Below are 15723 nucleotides of genomic sequence, written 5' to 3'. Positions count from 1 at the left end.
GCGTAACCAGGTGCCCCCTTCGGCCGTTCCCGGGCAGTCTGCCCGCGCCGACCCATGGATGTGCCTTGCCCAGGTTCAGTGTCATCGTCCCCGCGTACAAGGTTCAGGCGTACTTGAGCGAGTGCCTCGAATCCGTCCTCGGACAGTCCTGTCCGGACCTCGAACTGATCGCGGTGGACGACTGCTCGCCCGACGCCTGCGGCGCGCTCATCGACGAGTTCGCGGCCCGCGACGCCCGCGTACGCCCCGTACACCTGCCGGAGAACGCGGGCCTGGGCCGCGCCCGCAACGCGGGCCTCGCCCACGCGAGCGGCGACTACCTGATCTTCCTGGACGGCGACGACACCCTCACCCCGGACGCGCTGCGAGCGATCGCCGACCGCCTGAAGGAGACCTCCGAACCGGACGTCCTGGTCCACGACTACGCGCACACGTACTGGTCGGGCGAGGCCGTCCGCAACCAGTCGGCGCAGCAGCTGACGGAGGAAGGCCCGGCCCCCTTCCGGCTGGACGACCGGCCGGCGCTGCTCACGGCCCTGCCGGTCGCGTGGAACAAGGTGTACCGCCGGGAGTTCATCGAGCGCGGCGGCTTCACCTTCCCGACCGGCCGCTACGAGGCCACGCCCTGGACGTATCCGGTGCTGATGTCCGCGGAGACGATCGCCACCCTCGACCGGGTCTGCGTCCACCACCGCCGACGCCGCCTCACCACGAGCACCGCGAGCGGCACCCGCAGCACCAGCGGCGTCAGGCACTTCGACATCTTCGAGCAGTACGACCGTGTTTTCACGTATCTCGACTCGCACCCGGAGCTGGCCCACTGGCGCCCGGTCCTGTTCCGCCGCATGGTCGACCACGTCTCCACGGTGTTCGTCGAGCGTGGCCGGCTGCCCCGCGGCTCCCGCGCCGACTTCCTGCGCAAGTCCCGTGACCACTACCGCCGTTACCGCACCCCGGGCGCCCGGATCCGCGTCCGTACCCGCCTGCGGCACGCGCTGGTCCGCCTGGGCACCCACCGCATCTACCGTCTCCTCTCCCTGGCGTCGAGCATCAACAGGCGTGCCTTGAAGCTCAGTTCGAAGCTGATCCACCGAGCACGCGGCGCCGCCCTCCGGCTCCACTACCGCGTGCAGCGCCGCCTCCCGCTGCGTGCCGACCGCGCCGTCTTCTCCAGCCACCGGGGCCGCGGCCACGGCTGCAACCCGGGCGCCCTGGAGTCCGCGTTCCGCACCTTCGCGCCGCACATCCGCACCACGTGGATCGCGCGCCCCGAGTACCACCACACGATCCCGGCCTCGACGCGCCGGGTCCGCCCCAGTTCGGCCGCGTACTGGACGGCGCTCGCCCGCTCCAAGTACCTCGTGAACAACGTCGACTTCGACGGCGGACTGGTCAAGCGCCCCGGCCAGATCATGGTCCAGACCCAGCACGGCACCCCGCTCAAGCACATGGGCCTCGACCTCCAGGACCGCCCGGCGGCAGCCCGCGACACCGACTTCGCCGAGCTGCTGCGCGGCGCCGACGACTGGGACTACTGCCTGTCCGCCAACCGCCACTCCACCCTGGTCTGGGAGCGCGTGTTCCCGGCCGCGTACACCACGCTGGAGTACGGCCTCCCGCGCAACGACGTGTTCCAGCAGGCGACTTCGGCGGACGTGGCCCGGCTGCGCGAGTCGCTCGGCATCCCCGAGGGCACCGTCGCCGTCCTGTACGCGCCGACGTACCGCGACTACCGCCGCACCCAGCGCCACACCCTCGACCTGGAACGCGTACTGCGCCAACTCGGCCCGCGCTTCGTGGTGCTCACCCGCGCGCACCACTCGTACGACGCCCCTCTCACGCACGCCTCGGGCGGCCGCCTGATCGACGTCACCGACCACCCGAGCATCGAGTCCCTGTGTCTCGCCTCGGACGCGCTGGTCACCGACTACTCGTCCCTGATGTTCGACTACGCCAACCTCGACCGCCCGATCGTGGTCCACGCCGACGACTGGGAGGCGTACGAGGCGGCCCGCGGCACCTACTTCGACCTGCGCGCCTTTCCGCCGGGCGCGGTCGCGCGCAGCGAGGACGAGCTGATCGACATCTTCGCGACCGGCCACTGGCGCGGCTCGCGCTCGACGCAGCTGCGGGCCGCGTTCCGTGAGCGCTTCTGCCCGTACGACGACGGGCGCGCCGCCGAGCGGGTCGTACGCCGGGTCGTGCTGGGCGAGAGCGGGGTGCCGGTCGTGCCGCTGTCCGACCGGCATCCCGTCCCGTCGGCCGCCGCGGCCCTCCAGCTCGCGCCCCTCGCAACCGTCCCGGGGCCCGCCGGGCCCATGTCCGTCCCCGTCGCCGAGACCCTCTGAACCGGAACGCCCATGTCCTCCAGCAGGCCCACACCCAATCGCCCGGTCACCTGGCGGCCGGCCGGGCGGCCGGGGCGATGAACGCCCACCTCGGCGCACGCTCATGGAGCCGCCGAGCGCACCCAATGAGGTGACGGACCGCTGAGCAGGGCGGATGAAGTCCGCTGCGGTTCGCGCGGGCCCTGAAGGGGCGCGGGGAACGGCGCGACCAGCCACGACGGCGCCTCAGACGATCGACGACGCGTTCCCGCACTTCCAGCGGAGCGCTTAGGCGGCCGACGTCGGCGGGAATAGACGACAAATGCCCCGAGCCACCGCCCAGCCCCGTCCCTCCACCCGGTGAGCGCCGACGTCGTCCTCCGAGGGGCCGTGCGCGGCGCCACCGCACTGCGCGGCGGTGCCTCCTGGCGCCCAACCCCGTACCAGGTCTTCGGCGGCTTGTTCTGGCTGGTGATGTCGCTCGCGTACTGGCGCGTCCCGCTGTGCTGCGACGCGGGCCTGCACGCGGCGGTCGTCGAACGGCTCAGCGCAAGCCTCCTCCACCCTCTCCACCCGACGGCGGACCTGCCCGGCGCGGGCAGCCCGTACTACTCGCCGTACGCCGTGGCGCAGGGAGCCTTCGCCCGGCTGTCGGGCCTGGGCGGCTGGGAGGTCGTACGGCTGTCGGGACCGCTGAACCTGCTGGTCCTGCTGACCGGCATCGGCCGCTTCGTCCGCGTTCTGGCCCCGCGCAGGCCCTGGGCACCCGTGCTCGCACTCGCCGCGATGACGCTCCTGTGGGGCACCGAGCGGGTCTCGTGGAGCGGCTTCCTCGCGCTGATGCCCATGACGGGGAACCTCGGCGATCCCTCGACGTTCGCCGTCGGACTGGCCTTCTGGGCCTGGGCGTTGACGGGTACGCGCGCGGGAGGGGGCGGCCGCGGGGGCAGCCGTGCGATCCGGTACGTCGGCCCGAGCGGACTCGGGAGCTTCTCCGGGTACGCCGGGCTCGGCGCCCTGTACGGGCTGATCCTGCTGGTGCACTCGATCACGTTCGTCGCGGCGGTACTCGGCGCGGTGGCGCTCGTCGCGGGATGGGAGCGCGGGTGGCGGGCCGGCGTGGTGGGGCGGTGGGCACTGGCGGGCGGGACGGCCCTGCTGGTCGCCGCCTGCTGGCCGTACTTCGATGTCGTGGCGCCGGCGGACGCGACGTACGAGCGGCTGTACGAGGGGATGCCGGGGCACTTCTGGCTGGCGCTCGCCGGGGTGCCCGCGCTGTGGCTGCGGGCGCGGAGGTCAAGACGGGATCCGCTCGTGCTCATGTTCGTGCTGGAGTGCGCGGCGGTGGCGTACGGCTGGGTGAGCGGGCACTACGCGTACGGCGGGATCATGGGGCTCACGCTGGTGCCGCCGCAGTTCGCGCTCGCGGTGGAGCTGGCGGCGCCGCGGCCGTGGCCCGCCCGGCGGCGATGGCTCGGGGCGGTGGCGGCCACGGGGGCCTGCGTCGGCTTCCTCACCGTGCAGGCCGGGGCCGTCGTACCGCGCTCGCTCGACCCGGTCGGCTTCGAACAGCCGCCGCGCTGGCCGACGTACGCCTGGGCCGCGCGGCACATCGAGCCAGGCGAGGCGGTCATCGCCGACGGGTACTACGCGGTCCGCCTGATCCCTGGCCACGGCGTCGACCTCGCCGCGCCCGCCCTGCCCGATCCCGCCCTCGACGAGGGGGAACGGCAGCGGCGGCTCGCGGCGGTCCGCGCCTACCTCGCCCCGTCGTCGACCCGCGCCCAGCGCACCGCCGTGGTCCGCCGCTACGACGTGCGCTGGCTGCTGCTGACGCGCAGGCAGCGGGTGCCCGAGGAGGCGGTGGTGGTGGCGTGGAGCGAGGAGACGGGCGAGGTGCTGGCGCGGGTCGGGCGCTGAGCAGTCCGGGGACTGCTCGATGATTCCGGGGACTACTCGATGACGAGGTCGACCGGGATGTTGCCGCGGGTCGCGTTGGAGTAGGGGCAGACCTGGTGGGCCTGCTCGACCAGCTTGCGGCCGGTGGCCTCGTCCACGGTGTCGGGCAGCTCGATACGGAGCGTGACCTTCAGGGCGAAGCCCTCGCCCTGCTTGCCTATGCCGACCTCGCCGGTCACGGCGGACTCACTGACGTCGACCTTCGCCATACGGCCGACGACGGCGAGGGCGCTGGCGAAACAGGCGGCGTAACCGGCGGCGAAGAGCTGCTCGGGGTTGGTGCCCTGGCCGTTGCCGCCCATCGCCACCGGGATGCCCAGCTGGAGGTCGAGCTTGCCGTCGGAGCTGACGGCGCGGCCCTCGCGGCCGTGGGTGGCGGTGGCGACAGCGGTGTAGATCGCGTCCATGGGGAGCATCCCTCTCGAGTCAAGATCTTGCCGGAGCGGCCGGTCCGGCCGCCTCACGGACTCAATTAGAGCACGCAATTCAATTGTGCACAACTAAATGGCGGACTAGAGCTATCCTGGACCCATGACCGCCATGCAGACCCCGACGACCACGAGCGCCCAGGCCCCGCCCGACGGGGACTTCCTGCGCCTCGACAACCAGATCTGCTTCTCCCTGAACGCCGCGTCGCGCGCCTTCGGCGGCGTGTACCGCGTGCTCCTCAAGGACCTCGGGCTCACCTACCCGCAGTACCTGGTGATGCTGGTGCTGTGGGAGCAGGGCGAGCTGCCCGTGAAGAAGGTCGGCGAACATCTGCGGCTCGACTCCGGGACGTTGTCGCCGCTGCTGAAGCGGCTGGAGGTGGCGGGGCTCGTACGTCGTGAGCGCAGCGCCCTCGACGAGCGTTCCGTGCACGTCCACCTCACCGAGGAGGGCGTCGCTCTGCGCGAGCGTGCGCTGCTCGTGCCGCGGCGGATCGCCGCCGCGACGGGGGCGAGCTTCGAGGAGATCCGTGAGCTGCGGGAGCGTCTTGACCGCCTGACGGCGGCGCTGGACGACGCCGCGCTGGATTAGACGCCCGGCTGCGTCCGAGCTTCGCAAGGGGCGGTTCGAAGCTGCGGGCCGGTGGGGGCTGGTCGCGCAGTTCCCCGCGCCCCTGAAGGGGCGCTTCTGTGCGCGTTCGGCCGAAGCGTCACCCCCTACGGGGCGGCTCTGTGCGCGTAAATCGATGCGTCACCCCCTTCCGGGGCGCTCCTGCGCACGTACAACCGAAGCGTCACCCCCTTCCGGGCCACCTCCTCCCGAGGCACGAACTCCTCGCCGACCACGGTGAGTTTGAGTCGCTCCGTCGCGCTGCCCGGATACCAGGCCGGCCGCAGGGCGAACGGCTCGGCGACCACCCAGACCCGGTCGAGGCGGTCGAGCCGTCGCCGCAGTTCGCCCGGGTTCGTCTCCTGCCCGTACAGGGTGCCGGACACCGGCCCGGGCTCCCTGAGCGCGATGTCCCGCACGCCGCGGAAGCCGTTCGGGTACGCCAGCGCGGAGCGTCGTACGAGCGAGGGCAGGAACAGGACCGGGTCCCCGGGCCGCAGTTCGCGCCCAGCGACGGCGGAGACGACGGCGAGGTTGTCGGGGCGGCGGTCCGGGATGCGGTCCTTCCGGAGGAGGGGGAGCTGCCAGACGAAGACCAGGGCGATGGCGAGGACGCCGGTGAGGACACCGGAAAGGCTGCTGAGGGCGAGCCGCGGCACCATCGCCACCAGGCGTTCCGCCCCGGCGGCGGCCAGTAGCGGCGCCCCGGCGAGGGCGTACAGCACATAGCGCTCGTCGTACAGCGGCCAGAAGCGGGACACCGTCATCAGCACAGCGGGCGGGACGATCATCAGGGGCAGGGCGACCGCCCGGAGCGTCAGCTCGCCCCGCCGCGCGAGCGGGGACCGCAGGGCCAGGGCGATGAGGACCAGGTACGGCACGAAAACCAGCTGCCTCGGGCCCGCGAAGGCCCGTAACAAGCGGTCCGCGCTTCCGAATCCGGGCATCGGCAGCCATGCGACCTGGGCGGACTGGCCCTGCGAGACGAGGGCGAGCGGCAGCAGCACCAGCAGCGCGGCGCCGGCCGCGCACCCCCACCTCCACCACACCCGTCGGGGCACCCGCGCGAGCGCCAGAGTCCCGGCGTGGGCGAGCAGCACCAGCACCGCGAACTCGTGCAGCAGGCAGGTGACGGCGACCGTCCCGCCGTACGCCCACCAGCCCCCCGTCCGCAGGGCCCTCACCAGAAGCAGCGTCGCCCCCGCCACCCCCGCCGCGACCAGCGCGTACGACCGTCCCTCCTGCGCGAAGTGGCCGGTCATGGGCGTGACGGCGTACAGCAGACCCGCCCACAGGCCGACCCGCGGGCGGCACAGTCGGACGCCCATGGCGGCGACGAGGCCCGCGGTCGCGGCGGCCCCGCAGACCGACGGGAGCCGGAGGGCGACCTCGCCGGGGTGCGGGGTGAGGACGACGTGCATGAGGAGGTAGTACAGGCCGTGTACCGCGTCCACGCTGTGCAGCAGCTGCCAGATCTGCGGAACCGAGCGCCGCGCGACCTGGAAGGTGACGGCCTCGTCCCGCCACATGCCGCCGCGGTCGAGGCCCCAGAGCCCGATCGCGAGCATGACGGTCACGGGCATGAGCACGGCCACGGCCTCGGTACGTCCGGCCTCCGGCCGCCTAGCCCACGAGCTCACCATGGGCAAGATCTTGTGCGATTAAACAACCTTTGAAGGTGATTGACGGCGTATCAACACTTTTGCCCCATCCATGCGGCTTACGATCCGGCCTTGATGAGCACCTTGACGAGCACCTTGCCGAAACACCAGCGCCTGCTCCTCCTGGCCGCCGCCTGGCTCGCCACCCGCGCCCTGATGCTGTGGCTGCTCGCCCACGACCACCTCCGCCCGCTCGGCCACGGCGGGGTCTCGCGCGAGGTCGGCAACCTGTACTTCCGCTGGTACGGCGTGCTGTCCCACGGCGCCTTTCCGACGGACGACCGGCTGTGGCAGTACCCGCCGGGCGCGGGCCCGGTGCTGCTCGCCCCCGCGCTGCTGCCGGCCCTGACGTACTTCACGGCCTTCGTGACGCTGACCCTCCTCACGGACGCCGCGATCACGATCGCCCTCACGCGCGCGGGCACCCGGCCCGGCCGGACCCTGCGCGGCGCGGCCCTGTGGACGGCGGGGCTCCCCCTTCTCCTGCACCTTCCGCTCGTTCGCTACGACGTGCAGGTCACGGCCTTCGCCGTCATCTCCCTGTTGACGTTGTCGCGCTCCACGCGCGCGTGCGGGGCGTTCGCCGCGCTGGGCGCCCTGGTGAAGGTCTGGCCCGCGCTGGCGCTCATCGGCACACCGAGGGGCCGTACGACACGAGGGGCCTGGACGTCGGCGGTGGTCACGGCGGCGGCCATGCTCACGCTGCTGACGGCCGCCTTCGGCAACCCCTTCGGTTTCCTGCGCCAGCAGGGCGGCCGGGGCGTACAGATCGAGTCGCTCGGCGGCACGGTCCTCGGCCTCGCGCGCCACGCCGGTTGGCCGGGCACCGTGCGCTACCAGTACGGCGCGATGGAGTTCGTCGGCCCGTACGTCTCCGCCGTCGCGGCCCTCTCGCTCGCCCTCACGGTCGCCGCCTTCGGGCTGTTGCTGCTGTGGCGGGTGCGCGCACGGCATTGGACGGCGGCGACCCCGTACGACGCCGCGCTCGCCGCCGTACTGCTCTTCACGGTGACCAGCCGGGTGATCAGCCCCCAGTACATGGTGTGGCTGCTCGGTCTGTCCGCCGTGTGCCTGACCTCGCGGCACACCACGCAGCGCCCGGTGGCGGCGCTGATCGTGGCGGCGACGGCGGTCAGTTCGGTCGTGTACCCCGTCATGTACGAGGAGGTCGTCCACAGCACCTGGACGGGCTGCCTGCTGATGCTCCTGCGCAACGGCCTGCTGGCGTCCGCGGCGGCGCTGTCCTTCTCACGGCTGTGGCGGTCGGGCCTACCACCCATGACGGGTTCGGCGCAGTCGAACGTTCCGGCCCGGAACCCGGAGCCCCTTCGCCTGATTCACTGAGACGCGACCGAACAACACGGGCGGGACCACCGGTTCACGGGCCCACCCGGCTCACCCACGAGGGGACGGCCGCACATGACCTGGCTGATCACCGGCGGCGCCGGCTACATCGGGGCGCACGTCGTCCGCGCGATGCTCGACGCGGGCGAACAGGCCGTGGTCTACGACGACTTGTCCACGGGGATCGCGGAGCGGGTGCCTTCCGGTGTCCAGCTGGTGGTCGGCTCGACGCTGGACGCCGAACTCCTGGCCCGCACGATCGAGGAACACTCCGTCACCGGCGTCGTACACCTGGCAGCGAAGAAGCAGGTCGGCGAGTCGGTGGAACTGCCCCTGCACTACTACCGGGAGAACGTCGAGGGCCTGCGGGTGCTGCTGGAGGCGGTCACCGCCGCGTCGGTGTCGTCCTTCGTCTTCTCGTCGTCGGCCGCGGTGTACGGCATGCCGGATGTGGACCTGGTGACGGAGGAGACGCCGTGCCTGCCGATGAGCCCGTACGGCGAGACGAAGCTGGCGGGTGAGTGGCTGGTCCGCGCGACGGGCCGCGCCACCGGTCTGTCCACCGCGTCCCTGCGCTACTTCAACGTGGCGGGAGCGGCGACGCCCGAACTCGCGGACGTCGGCGTCTTCAACCTCGTCCCCATGGTCTTCGAGAAGCTCACCGAGGACGCGCCACCGCGCATCTTCGGCGACGACTACCCGACCCCCGACGGGACCTGCGTCCGCGACTACATCCACGTGGTGGACCTGGCGGAGGCCCATGTGATCGCGGCCCGCGCCCTGCAGTCGTCCCCGGGAAGGAACCTGACCCTCAACATCGGCCGCGGGGAAGGCGTTTCGGTGCGCGAGATGATCGACCGGATCAACGCGATCACCGGTTACGACCGCCCTCCGGTGACCGCTCCCCGCCGTCCCGGTGACCCGGCCCGCGTGGTGGCCTCGGCCGACCGCATCGCCGTGGAACTGGGCTGGAAGGCGAAGTACGACGTCCAGGACATGATCACATCGGCGTGGGCGGGGTGGGTGCGGCTGCATCCGGAGGCGGCGCGGGACTAGACGACGTTCACTGCCAGGCTGCTCAGCTGCGGGAACGTGACGCCGGTCAGTTGCTCCGAGGCCGCCCACAGGCGGACGGCGGACTCCGGGTCGCTGGCCGCGGCCGAGCGGCCGACGAGGGCCGGTCCGCCGCGCATCTCGGCAAAACCGTCCGGGCCGACGTAGCTGGCGCCGGGCAGATCCTGCGTGGCGGCGTACAGCGTGGGCAGGGCGCCGGCCGTGTTGTCCTGGGCGATGAAGCGGTTGCCCACCGCCATGAAGGCGCGCCGCACGGCGCTTCCGTCATGGCTCTGGAGCTGGGTGGCGGCCCAGCCGGGGTGCGCGGCGAGGGCCCGCACGGACGATCCCTCGGCGGCCAGCCGGCTCTGCAGTTCCAGGGTGAAGAGCAGGTTGGCGAGCTTGGACTGGCTGTAGGCAACCGTGGGTGAGTACTCGCCGGTCAGATTCAGGTTGTCGAAGTGCATGTGGGGGCTGCCGGGGAACCGGTGGGACCCGGAGGACACGGTGACCACGCGGTCGGTGACGTACGGCAGCAGCAGGTTGGTCAGGGCGAAGTGCCCCAGGTGGTTCGTCCCGAACTGCATCTCGAAGCCGTCCTTGGTGCTGGCCTCGGGGATGTTCATGACGCCCGCGTTGTTGATCAGCAGGTCCAGATCACCCTGCCAGGACTCGGCGAACTCCCGCACCGAGGCGAGGTCCGCGAGGTCGAGGCGGCGCACCTCGACGGTGCCCTTGGCGCCCTGGACGGTGCGGGCGGCGTCCTCGCCACGCTTCACGTCCCGTACGGCGAGTACGACGTGCGCGCCCGCACGGGCCAGGGCTTCGACGGTGGCGATACCGAGCCCGCTGTTGGCGCCGGTCACGACGGCGGTACGGCCGGTCTGGTCGACGATGTCGCTTGCGTTCCACGTCTGCTTGGTAGCCATGACTCCGAATGTAGGCGTCGACAACAATGCTGTCAACGCCAACAATGATGACGTCGACAACAATGTAGCCAGCGTTCACATGGCCACTACACTGAGGGCCATGCAGACTCGCCAGACACGCCGCTACCACCACGGAGACCTACGCGCCGCCCTGCTGACCCGCGCCGAGGAGACGCTCAGGGAGAAGGGCCCCGCCGCCCTGTCCCTGCGCGAACTGGCCCGCGACCTGGGCGTCAGCCACGCCGCGCCGAGCCGTCACTTCAAGGACAAGCAGGCCCTGCTGGACGCGCTGGCCCTGGTCGGTTTCGAGCGCTTCGGCGAGACGCTGGCCGCGTCACAGGAGACGGCGGACGAGACCTTCGCCGACCGCCTCGGCGCCCTGGCCCGCTCCTACGTCGGCTTCGCCACCGCCAACGCGGAACTCCTCGACCTCATGTTCTCGATCAAGCACGACCCGGCGGCCTCCGCGGCCCTGGTCGCCGCCTCCCAGAACATGGGCGTACTGGCCACCCGCCTCATCGAGGAAGGCCAGCGCCGAGGCGAGGTCCGCGAGGGCCCCATCGAAAGCATCGCCCTCCCCCTCTTCACCACCCTCCACGGCTACGCCAGCATCGCCGTAAGCGGCACACTCCCCACCGAAACCCCGGACGTGGACCTGGAGAACGTAATCGCCTTCACCCTCAGGGGCAGCGCCCCGGACTCGCCCCGATGACCGTCGCCCGTGACGCCCGCACCACCGGGGCAGTGCTCGGCTCCGCGGTGGGCGACGCCCTCGGCGCCCCCTTCGAGTTCGGCCCCGAAGGCGCGTTCACGGAACGCTTCCCCGCCCCCGGTCACGGCGGGGAGATGTGCGGAGGCGGCGGCTGGGAGCCGGGCGAGGCCACGGACGACACGCAGATGGCCGTACTGGTCGGTGAGTCGCTCCTCGACCACGACGGCCTCGAACTCCCGGACATCTTCCGCAGGTTCCAGCGATGGGCGGCAGCGGACCCCAAGGACATAGGCCTGCAGACGGAGGCGGTCCTCACCAGCGGAGACCCCTGGGACCTGGCCGCGCCGATCCACTTCCAGGAGAACCAACGAGCAGCGGGCAACGGCTCGTTGATGCGGGCGGCCACCTCCGCCGTGTACTTCGCCCCGCAGGGCCGGACTGCCACCATGGCCGCCGCCCGCAGCATCGCCGCCCTCACCCACGGCGACCGAGCGGCCTGGGAAGGCACAGCGCTCTTCCACGAACTGATCCGGGTGGCACTCGACGGCCACGACCCCCTCACCGCGATCCGGGAAACCCTCACCGCCGTCCACCCCGGCCACCGCGCCCGCTATGCCACCGTCCTCGCCCCCGACTGGCACCCCGACCAGGCCACCGAGTTCAACGGCGCGGTCTGGCCGTGCCTGGGCTCCGCCGTATGGTCCCTGCGGACGACCGGCTCCTACGAGGAAGCCGTGCGCGCGGCGATCGACCTCGGCGGCGACACAGACACGGTCGCGGCCGTGACGGGCGCCCTGGCCGGAGCCGTATACGGGGCGAACGCCATTCCGGCCCGATGGACCGAGCCCCTGCACGTACCCCTGCCGGGCTCCCGCGGGCGGATCCTGCGCTCGGCGGAACTGACGGCCCTGGCAAGCGAGTTGGCAGGCTGACGTGCTGAAGCCTTGAGCGAACAGGTCCACGCGCCGAGGTCCGCCGTCCCTAGCCTCGACGGCATGGGAGCCGATGAGGACACAGGGACGACGGCGACGGCGACCTACGACGAACACGCCGACTGGTACAACGAGTTCATGTCGGCCGGCAGGGCCGGTGAGTACATCCAGCGGGTGCACGCCACGCTTGAGGATCTGCTGGGTGCCGGTGAGGGGACGTGCCTGGACGTCTGCTGTGGGACGGGGGCTCACGCGTACGTGCTGGGCGGGCTGGGGTGGGCGCCGGTGGGGGTGGATCTGTCGGGTGGTCAACTCCGGCATGCGGTGGGCAGGTTGCCCGTCGTCAGGGCTGACTCGACGGCGCTTCCGTTCGCGGATGGCTCGCTGCCCGCCGCCGTCTGCGTCCTGGCTCATACCGACGTGCCCGACTACGCGGCCGTTCTGCGCGAGATCGCCCGCGTTCTGCAGCCCGGCGGACGGTTCGTGCATCTGGGCGTACACCCCTGCTACATCGGCGCGTTCGCCGACTGGAGCGACCGGCCGAGGATCGTCGTCGACGAACGGTACGCCGACCGCTCCCGTTCCTTCGACGCGTGGAACCCCGCGGGGGTCCGCGCCCGGGTCGGCGCCTGGCACCTCCCCCTGGGGGACCTCCTCAACGCCACCACGGCAGCCGGCCTGCGCCTGGTGCGCACCGTCGAGGCAGGCCCCGGCGGCATCCCTGACCTGTTCGGATTCCTCTGCGTGAAGCTCACAACTCCCGGTTGAGATACGCCAGTACGGCCAGCACCCTCCGGTGTCCGCTGTCGCTCGGTGGCAGGCCCAGTTTCAGGAACACGTTGCCGATGTGTTTGCTGACCGAGCGTTCCGTGACGACGAGGGTCTTGGCGATGGTGGCGTTGTCGTGGCCCTCGGCCATCAGCTCGAGGACCTCGCGTTCGCGGGGGGTCAGGAAGTCGAGGGGCGAGTCGCGGCGGCGGGTGAGGAGTTCGGTGACGACCTCGGGGTCGAGGGCCGTGCCGCCGGCGGCGACCCGTTCCAGGGCGTCAAGGAACTCGTCGACCCGGCCCACCCGGTCCTTGAGCAGGTAGCCGACCCCGCTCGCACCACCGCCGAGCAACTCGGCGGCGTACGACTCCTCGACGTACTGGGAGAGCACGAGCACCGGCAGCCCGGGGATCTCCTTACGGGCGGCGAGCGCCGCGCGCAGGCCCTCGTCGCGGAAGCCCGGCGGCATCCGGACGTCGAGGACGGCGACGTCCGGACGGTGCTCGATGAGGGCGGGCAGCACCTCGGGCCCGCTGCCGGCCACCGCCACGACCTCATGGCCGGAGGAGGTGAGCAGCAGCACGAGCCCCTCCCGCAGCAGGGCGTTGTCCTCCGCGATCACCACACGCACGGCAGCTCCACTTCGATCACGGTCGGCCCCCCGGCGGGGCTGGTCACCAGCAAGGTCCCATCGAGCGCGGCGACGCGGCGCCGCATGCCGAGCAGCCCGGAACCGCCCGCCTCATCTGCCCCGCCGCGCCCTTCGTCCCGTACGACAACCCTCAACCCCGCAGGCAGCCGCACCAGTTGGACCGACGCCCGCTCCGCCCCGCTGTGCTTGACCGCGTTCGTGAGTGCCTCGGCCACGACGAAGTACGCGGCCGCCTCGACCGCAGCCGGCGGCCGCGGCCCGTCGTCCGCAGCGCCCGCGTGACGGTCCTCAAGGCCGTCCACCCGTACGGTGACATCGAGCCCGCTGCTGGCTGCCAGCGCCCGTACCGCTCCCGCGAGCCCCCGGTCGGTGAGGATCGGCGGATGGATGCCGCGTACGACGTGGCGCAGCTCGGTCAGGGCCTCCTCGGCCTGGTCCTGGGCGTCGTCGAGCAGCTTGCGCGCGGCCTCCGGGTCGCGTTCGTACGCCCGTTTCGCCAGCCCGATCCGCATCGACAGCGCGACAAGGCGCGCCTGCGTACCGTCGTGCAAGTCCCGTTCGATACGGCGCAGTTCGGCACCGTGCGCGGCGATCGCACCCGCCCGGGTCTCGGTCAGCTCCTCGACCCGCTCGACGAGCCGCGCCTTCGGCGAGGGCTTGAGCAGGGCGGTCGACCAGGCCGCGTCGAGGTCCGCGACACGGCTGATCAACGAGAGTACGACCGCCTCCCGGCCCAGCAGCCCCTGCCACACGCCGTCGACGAGCAGACCGACGAGCCACAACGGCACTGCCAGGAACCCGAGGCAGCCGTACCCGTAGTACGCGACCATCCAGCGGAGATCGGCATGCGTGCCGGGGTCGCGGACCGCCGTGCGCAGCCGCTCGCGCAGCGGGCCCTCGATAGGCAGATACGCCTCGGGGATCTCCCGGCCCGACCACGCGGCCACCGCGCGTCGCTTGGCCCCGGCCATACGCCGTATCAGCAGCACCGTCTCCGGTAGCAGCCCGGCACCGACCACGGCGAGCGTGGCGACGGCAGTGATCAGCAGCACGGTGATGAAGATGATCGAGAAGAAGGCCAGCACGACAGCCCCGGCCAGCTGGACCGTGGCCCGAGCCGCCTGCCGCACCGTGTTCCGCATGGTGATCAGGTTAGGCGACGGCCTCCGGCGGGGATCCGCGCGGATCCCCGCCGCCCCCGTGGTGTAGCCCGCTACACCCCCACTTCGGGAGCGCACTCCCTCGAAGCGCCGAGCTGACGACGGGATCGTTGATCTCAGTCGGTCCCCGGGTCCCCGGGGTTCAGGGCCCCCCGAAGCGAAGGAAACCCGTCATGAAGTCGCTGCTCTCCTCGAAGCCCGTCCTGTGGTTCCTGTTCCTGTTCAACCTCGCCGTCGCCGCGGTCGCCCCCTTCGCCGTGGACGGCTCGCAGGGGATCATGACCGCCGTCGGCATGGGCGTCGTCTCACTGGGAGCGGGCGTCAGCCTGGTCCGGGGTCGTGGTCAGCAGCGAGCCTGACGGCTCAGCGGCCGTCACAACGCCTTGAGCGCCGCCGCCGTGGCCCGGGCCAGACTCGCCAGATACCCCTTCGGCAGCTTCGGGCCCCGGACCACCACGGCCCGCCAGTACAGCGGCCCGGACATCAGGTCGAGCGCGAGGTCGAGGCTGATTCCCTCGCGGACCTCTCCCCGGGCGGCGGCCGCCGCGACGATCCCGTTCGCGACGCCCTGCTGGCCCTCGCGCAGGGCCTTCTGCATGGCGTCGGCGATCTCGGGGTTGCGGGCCGCCTCGGCCTGCAGGTCGGGGATGATCTGGCCGGCGACCGGGTGGCGCAGCGCGCGGGACGTGACCTCGTACAGCAGCCGCAGGTCGCCCTCCAGGGAGCCGGTGTCCGGCGCGGGCAGGCCCTGGACCGCGACGGCCGAGACCAGGTCGAGGACGAGGTGGAGTTTCGAGCGCCAGCGGCGGTACACCGCCGTCTTGCCCACGCCCGCGCGGCGCGCGATGCCCTCGATGGACATCCGGGCATAGCCGACGGCCGCGAGCTCCTCGAAGACGGCGAGGCGGATGGCTTCCGTCACATCTTCCCGGAGGACGGCCGCCCCGGCGGGAGCCCGGCGGCGCGGGACCTTACCCGGAACGGTCCCGGCCCCGGGCCCGGTTCCGGACCGCTTTCCACCCTTCGCCGCAGCCCCGGTGCCGGTCACGGCCCCGGTCACGGTGCCGTTCATGGTCCCGGTGGCGTCGGCGTTCGTCGTCATGCGCTCCAGCATAGGGCGTTACGACGAAACGGTTGCGTTCCGACGTGGAAAAGGCCTACTCTCACGTTGCGACGATACGGTCCCGT

General features: G+C 71.9%; 15 protein-coding genes. 9 read left to right on the top strand and 6 right to left on the bottom strand.

Going from position 1 to position 15723, the window contains the following annotated elements; all coding sequences use genetic code 11:
- Positions 1-65 precede the first annotated feature (65 nt).
- Positions 66-2348 carry a CDP-glycerol glycerophosphotransferase family protein gene (locus OG266_RS26980; RefSeq protein ID WP_371548825.1) on the top strand — a complete coding sequence of 761 codons (2283 nt, stop codon included), beginning with the start codon at positions 66-68 and terminating at the stop codon, positions 2346-2348.
- A gap of 339 nt (positions 2349-2687) precedes the next feature.
- Positions 2688-4247, top strand: a complete 1560-nt coding sequence (locus OG266_RS26975; RefSeq protein WP_371548824.1) for a hypothetical protein — start codon at positions 2688-2690, stop codon at positions 4245-4247.
- Positions 4248-4279: 32 nt separating this feature from the next.
- On the opposite strand, the gene OG266_RS26970 is transcribed toward OG266_RS26975, so the two are convergent.
- Positions 4280-4693 (bottom strand): organic hydroperoxide resistance protein, encoded by a 414-nt coding sequence (locus tag OG266_RS26970; RefSeq protein WP_266460778.1) that lies wholly within the window; start codon positions 4691-4693, stop codon positions 4280-4282.
- A 124-nt stretch (positions 4694-4817) separates the two neighbouring features.
- Here OG266_RS26970 and OG266_RS26965 point away from each other — a divergent pair, with 124 nt between their 5' ends.
- Positions 4818-5306: a MarR family winged helix-turn-helix transcriptional regulator gene (locus OG266_RS26965; RefSeq protein ID WP_266460775.1), complete on the top strand. Its 489-nt coding sequence runs from the start codon at positions 4818-4820 to the stop codon at positions 5304-5306.
- A 125-nt stretch (positions 5307-5431) separates the two neighbouring features.
- Here the strand turns inward: OG266_RS26965 and OG266_RS26960 are convergent, their stop codons facing one another.
- Positions 5432-6967 carry a hypothetical protein gene (locus OG266_RS26960; protein ID WP_371548823.1) on the bottom strand — a complete coding sequence of 512 codons (1536 nt, stop codon included), beginning with the start codon at positions 6965-6967 and terminating at the stop codon, positions 5432-5434.
- Between the two features lie 93 nt (positions 6968-7060).
- On the opposite strand from OG266_RS26960, the gene OG266_RS26955 reads away from it, so the two are divergent.
- Together OG266_RS26955 and galE are read left to right on the top strand one after the other, a co-directional pair.
- Positions 7061-8329: a glycosyltransferase 87 family protein gene (locus OG266_RS26955; RefSeq protein WP_371548822.1), complete on the top strand. Its 1269-nt coding sequence runs from the start codon at positions 7061-7063 to the stop codon at positions 8327-8329.
- 75 nt (positions 8330-8404) lie between these two features.
- On the top strand, positions 8405-9385 hold the full coding sequence (gene galE, locus OG266_RS26950; protein WP_371548821.1) for a UDP-glucose 4-epimerase GalE: 981 nt from the start codon (positions 8405-8407) through the stop codon (positions 9383-9385).
- On the opposite strand, the gene OG266_RS26945 is transcribed toward galE, so the two are convergent.
- A complete protein-coding gene (locus tag OG266_RS26945) occupies positions 9382-10311 on the bottom strand; it encodes an oxidoreductase (protein ID WP_371548820.1) in 930 nt (309 codons plus the stop codon). The two genes, galE and OG266_RS26945, sit on opposite strands and share 4 nt — an antisense overlap.
- Before the next feature lie 100 nt (positions 10312-10411).
- Between OG266_RS26945 and OG266_RS26940 the strand changes: the two genes are divergently transcribed.
- The 3 genes from OG266_RS26940 to OG266_RS26930 all read left to right on the top strand — a co-directional run bounded on the left by OG266_RS26940 (position 10412) and on the right by OG266_RS26930 (position 12723).
- Positions 10412-11023: a TetR/AcrR family transcriptional regulator gene (locus tag OG266_RS26940; protein WP_371548819.1), complete on the top strand. Its 612-nt coding sequence runs from the start codon at positions 10412-10414 to the stop codon at positions 11021-11023.
- On the top strand, positions 11020-11955 hold the full coding sequence (locus OG266_RS26935) for an ADP-ribosylglycohydrolase family protein (RefSeq protein ID WP_371548818.1): 936 nt from the start codon (positions 11020-11022) through the stop codon (positions 11953-11955). Before OG266_RS26940 ends, OG266_RS26935 begins: the two co-directional genes overlap by 4 nt.
- Positions 11956-12018: 63 nt before the next feature.
- Positions 12019-12723: a class I SAM-dependent methyltransferase gene (locus OG266_RS26930; protein WP_371548817.1), complete on the top strand. Its 705-nt coding sequence runs from the start codon at positions 12019-12021 to the stop codon at positions 12721-12723.
- On the opposite strand, the gene OG266_RS26925 is transcribed toward OG266_RS26930, so the two are convergent.
- Together OG266_RS26925 and OG266_RS26920 are read right to left on the bottom strand one after the other, a co-directional pair.
- Complete coding sequence (locus tag OG266_RS26925; RefSeq protein ID WP_371548816.1) at positions 12707-13354, bottom strand: response regulator; 648 nt, start codon at positions 13352-13354, stop codon at positions 12707-12709. The two genes, OG266_RS26930 and OG266_RS26925, sit on opposite strands and share 17 nt — an antisense overlap.
- The gene (locus OG266_RS26920) at positions 13342-14517 is read right to left on the bottom strand and encodes a histidine kinase (RefSeq protein ID WP_371548815.1); all 1176 of its coding nucleotides are present in this window, start codon (positions 14515-14517) and stop codon (positions 13342-13344) included. The genes OG266_RS26925 and OG266_RS26920 overlap by 13 nt, the downstream gene beginning before the upstream one ends.
- Before the next feature lie 191 nt (positions 14518-14708).
- On the opposite strand from OG266_RS26920, the gene OG266_RS26915 reads away from it, so the two are divergent.
- Positions 14709-14894, top strand: a complete 186-nt coding sequence (locus tag OG266_RS26915) for a hypothetical protein (protein ID WP_326722716.1) — start codon at positions 14709-14711, stop codon at positions 14892-14894.
- A gap of 14 nt (positions 14895-14908) precedes the next feature.
- Here the strand turns inward: OG266_RS26915 and OG266_RS26910 are convergent, their stop codons facing one another.
- Positions 14909-15637, bottom strand: a complete 729-nt coding sequence (locus OG266_RS26910) for a TetR/AcrR family transcriptional regulator (protein WP_371548814.1) — start codon at positions 15635-15637, stop codon at positions 14909-14911.
- Positions 15638-15723 lie beyond the last annotated feature (86 nt).

The sequence above is a fragment of the Streptomyces sp. NBC_00554 genome (genome assembly GCF_041431135.1).
Lineage (GTDB): Bacteria > Actinomycetota > Actinomycetes > Streptomycetales > Streptomycetaceae > Streptomyces.
The sequence above is the reverse complement of the archived record's forward strand: the minus strand, read 5'-3'. Positions and strand labels throughout refer to the sequence as shown.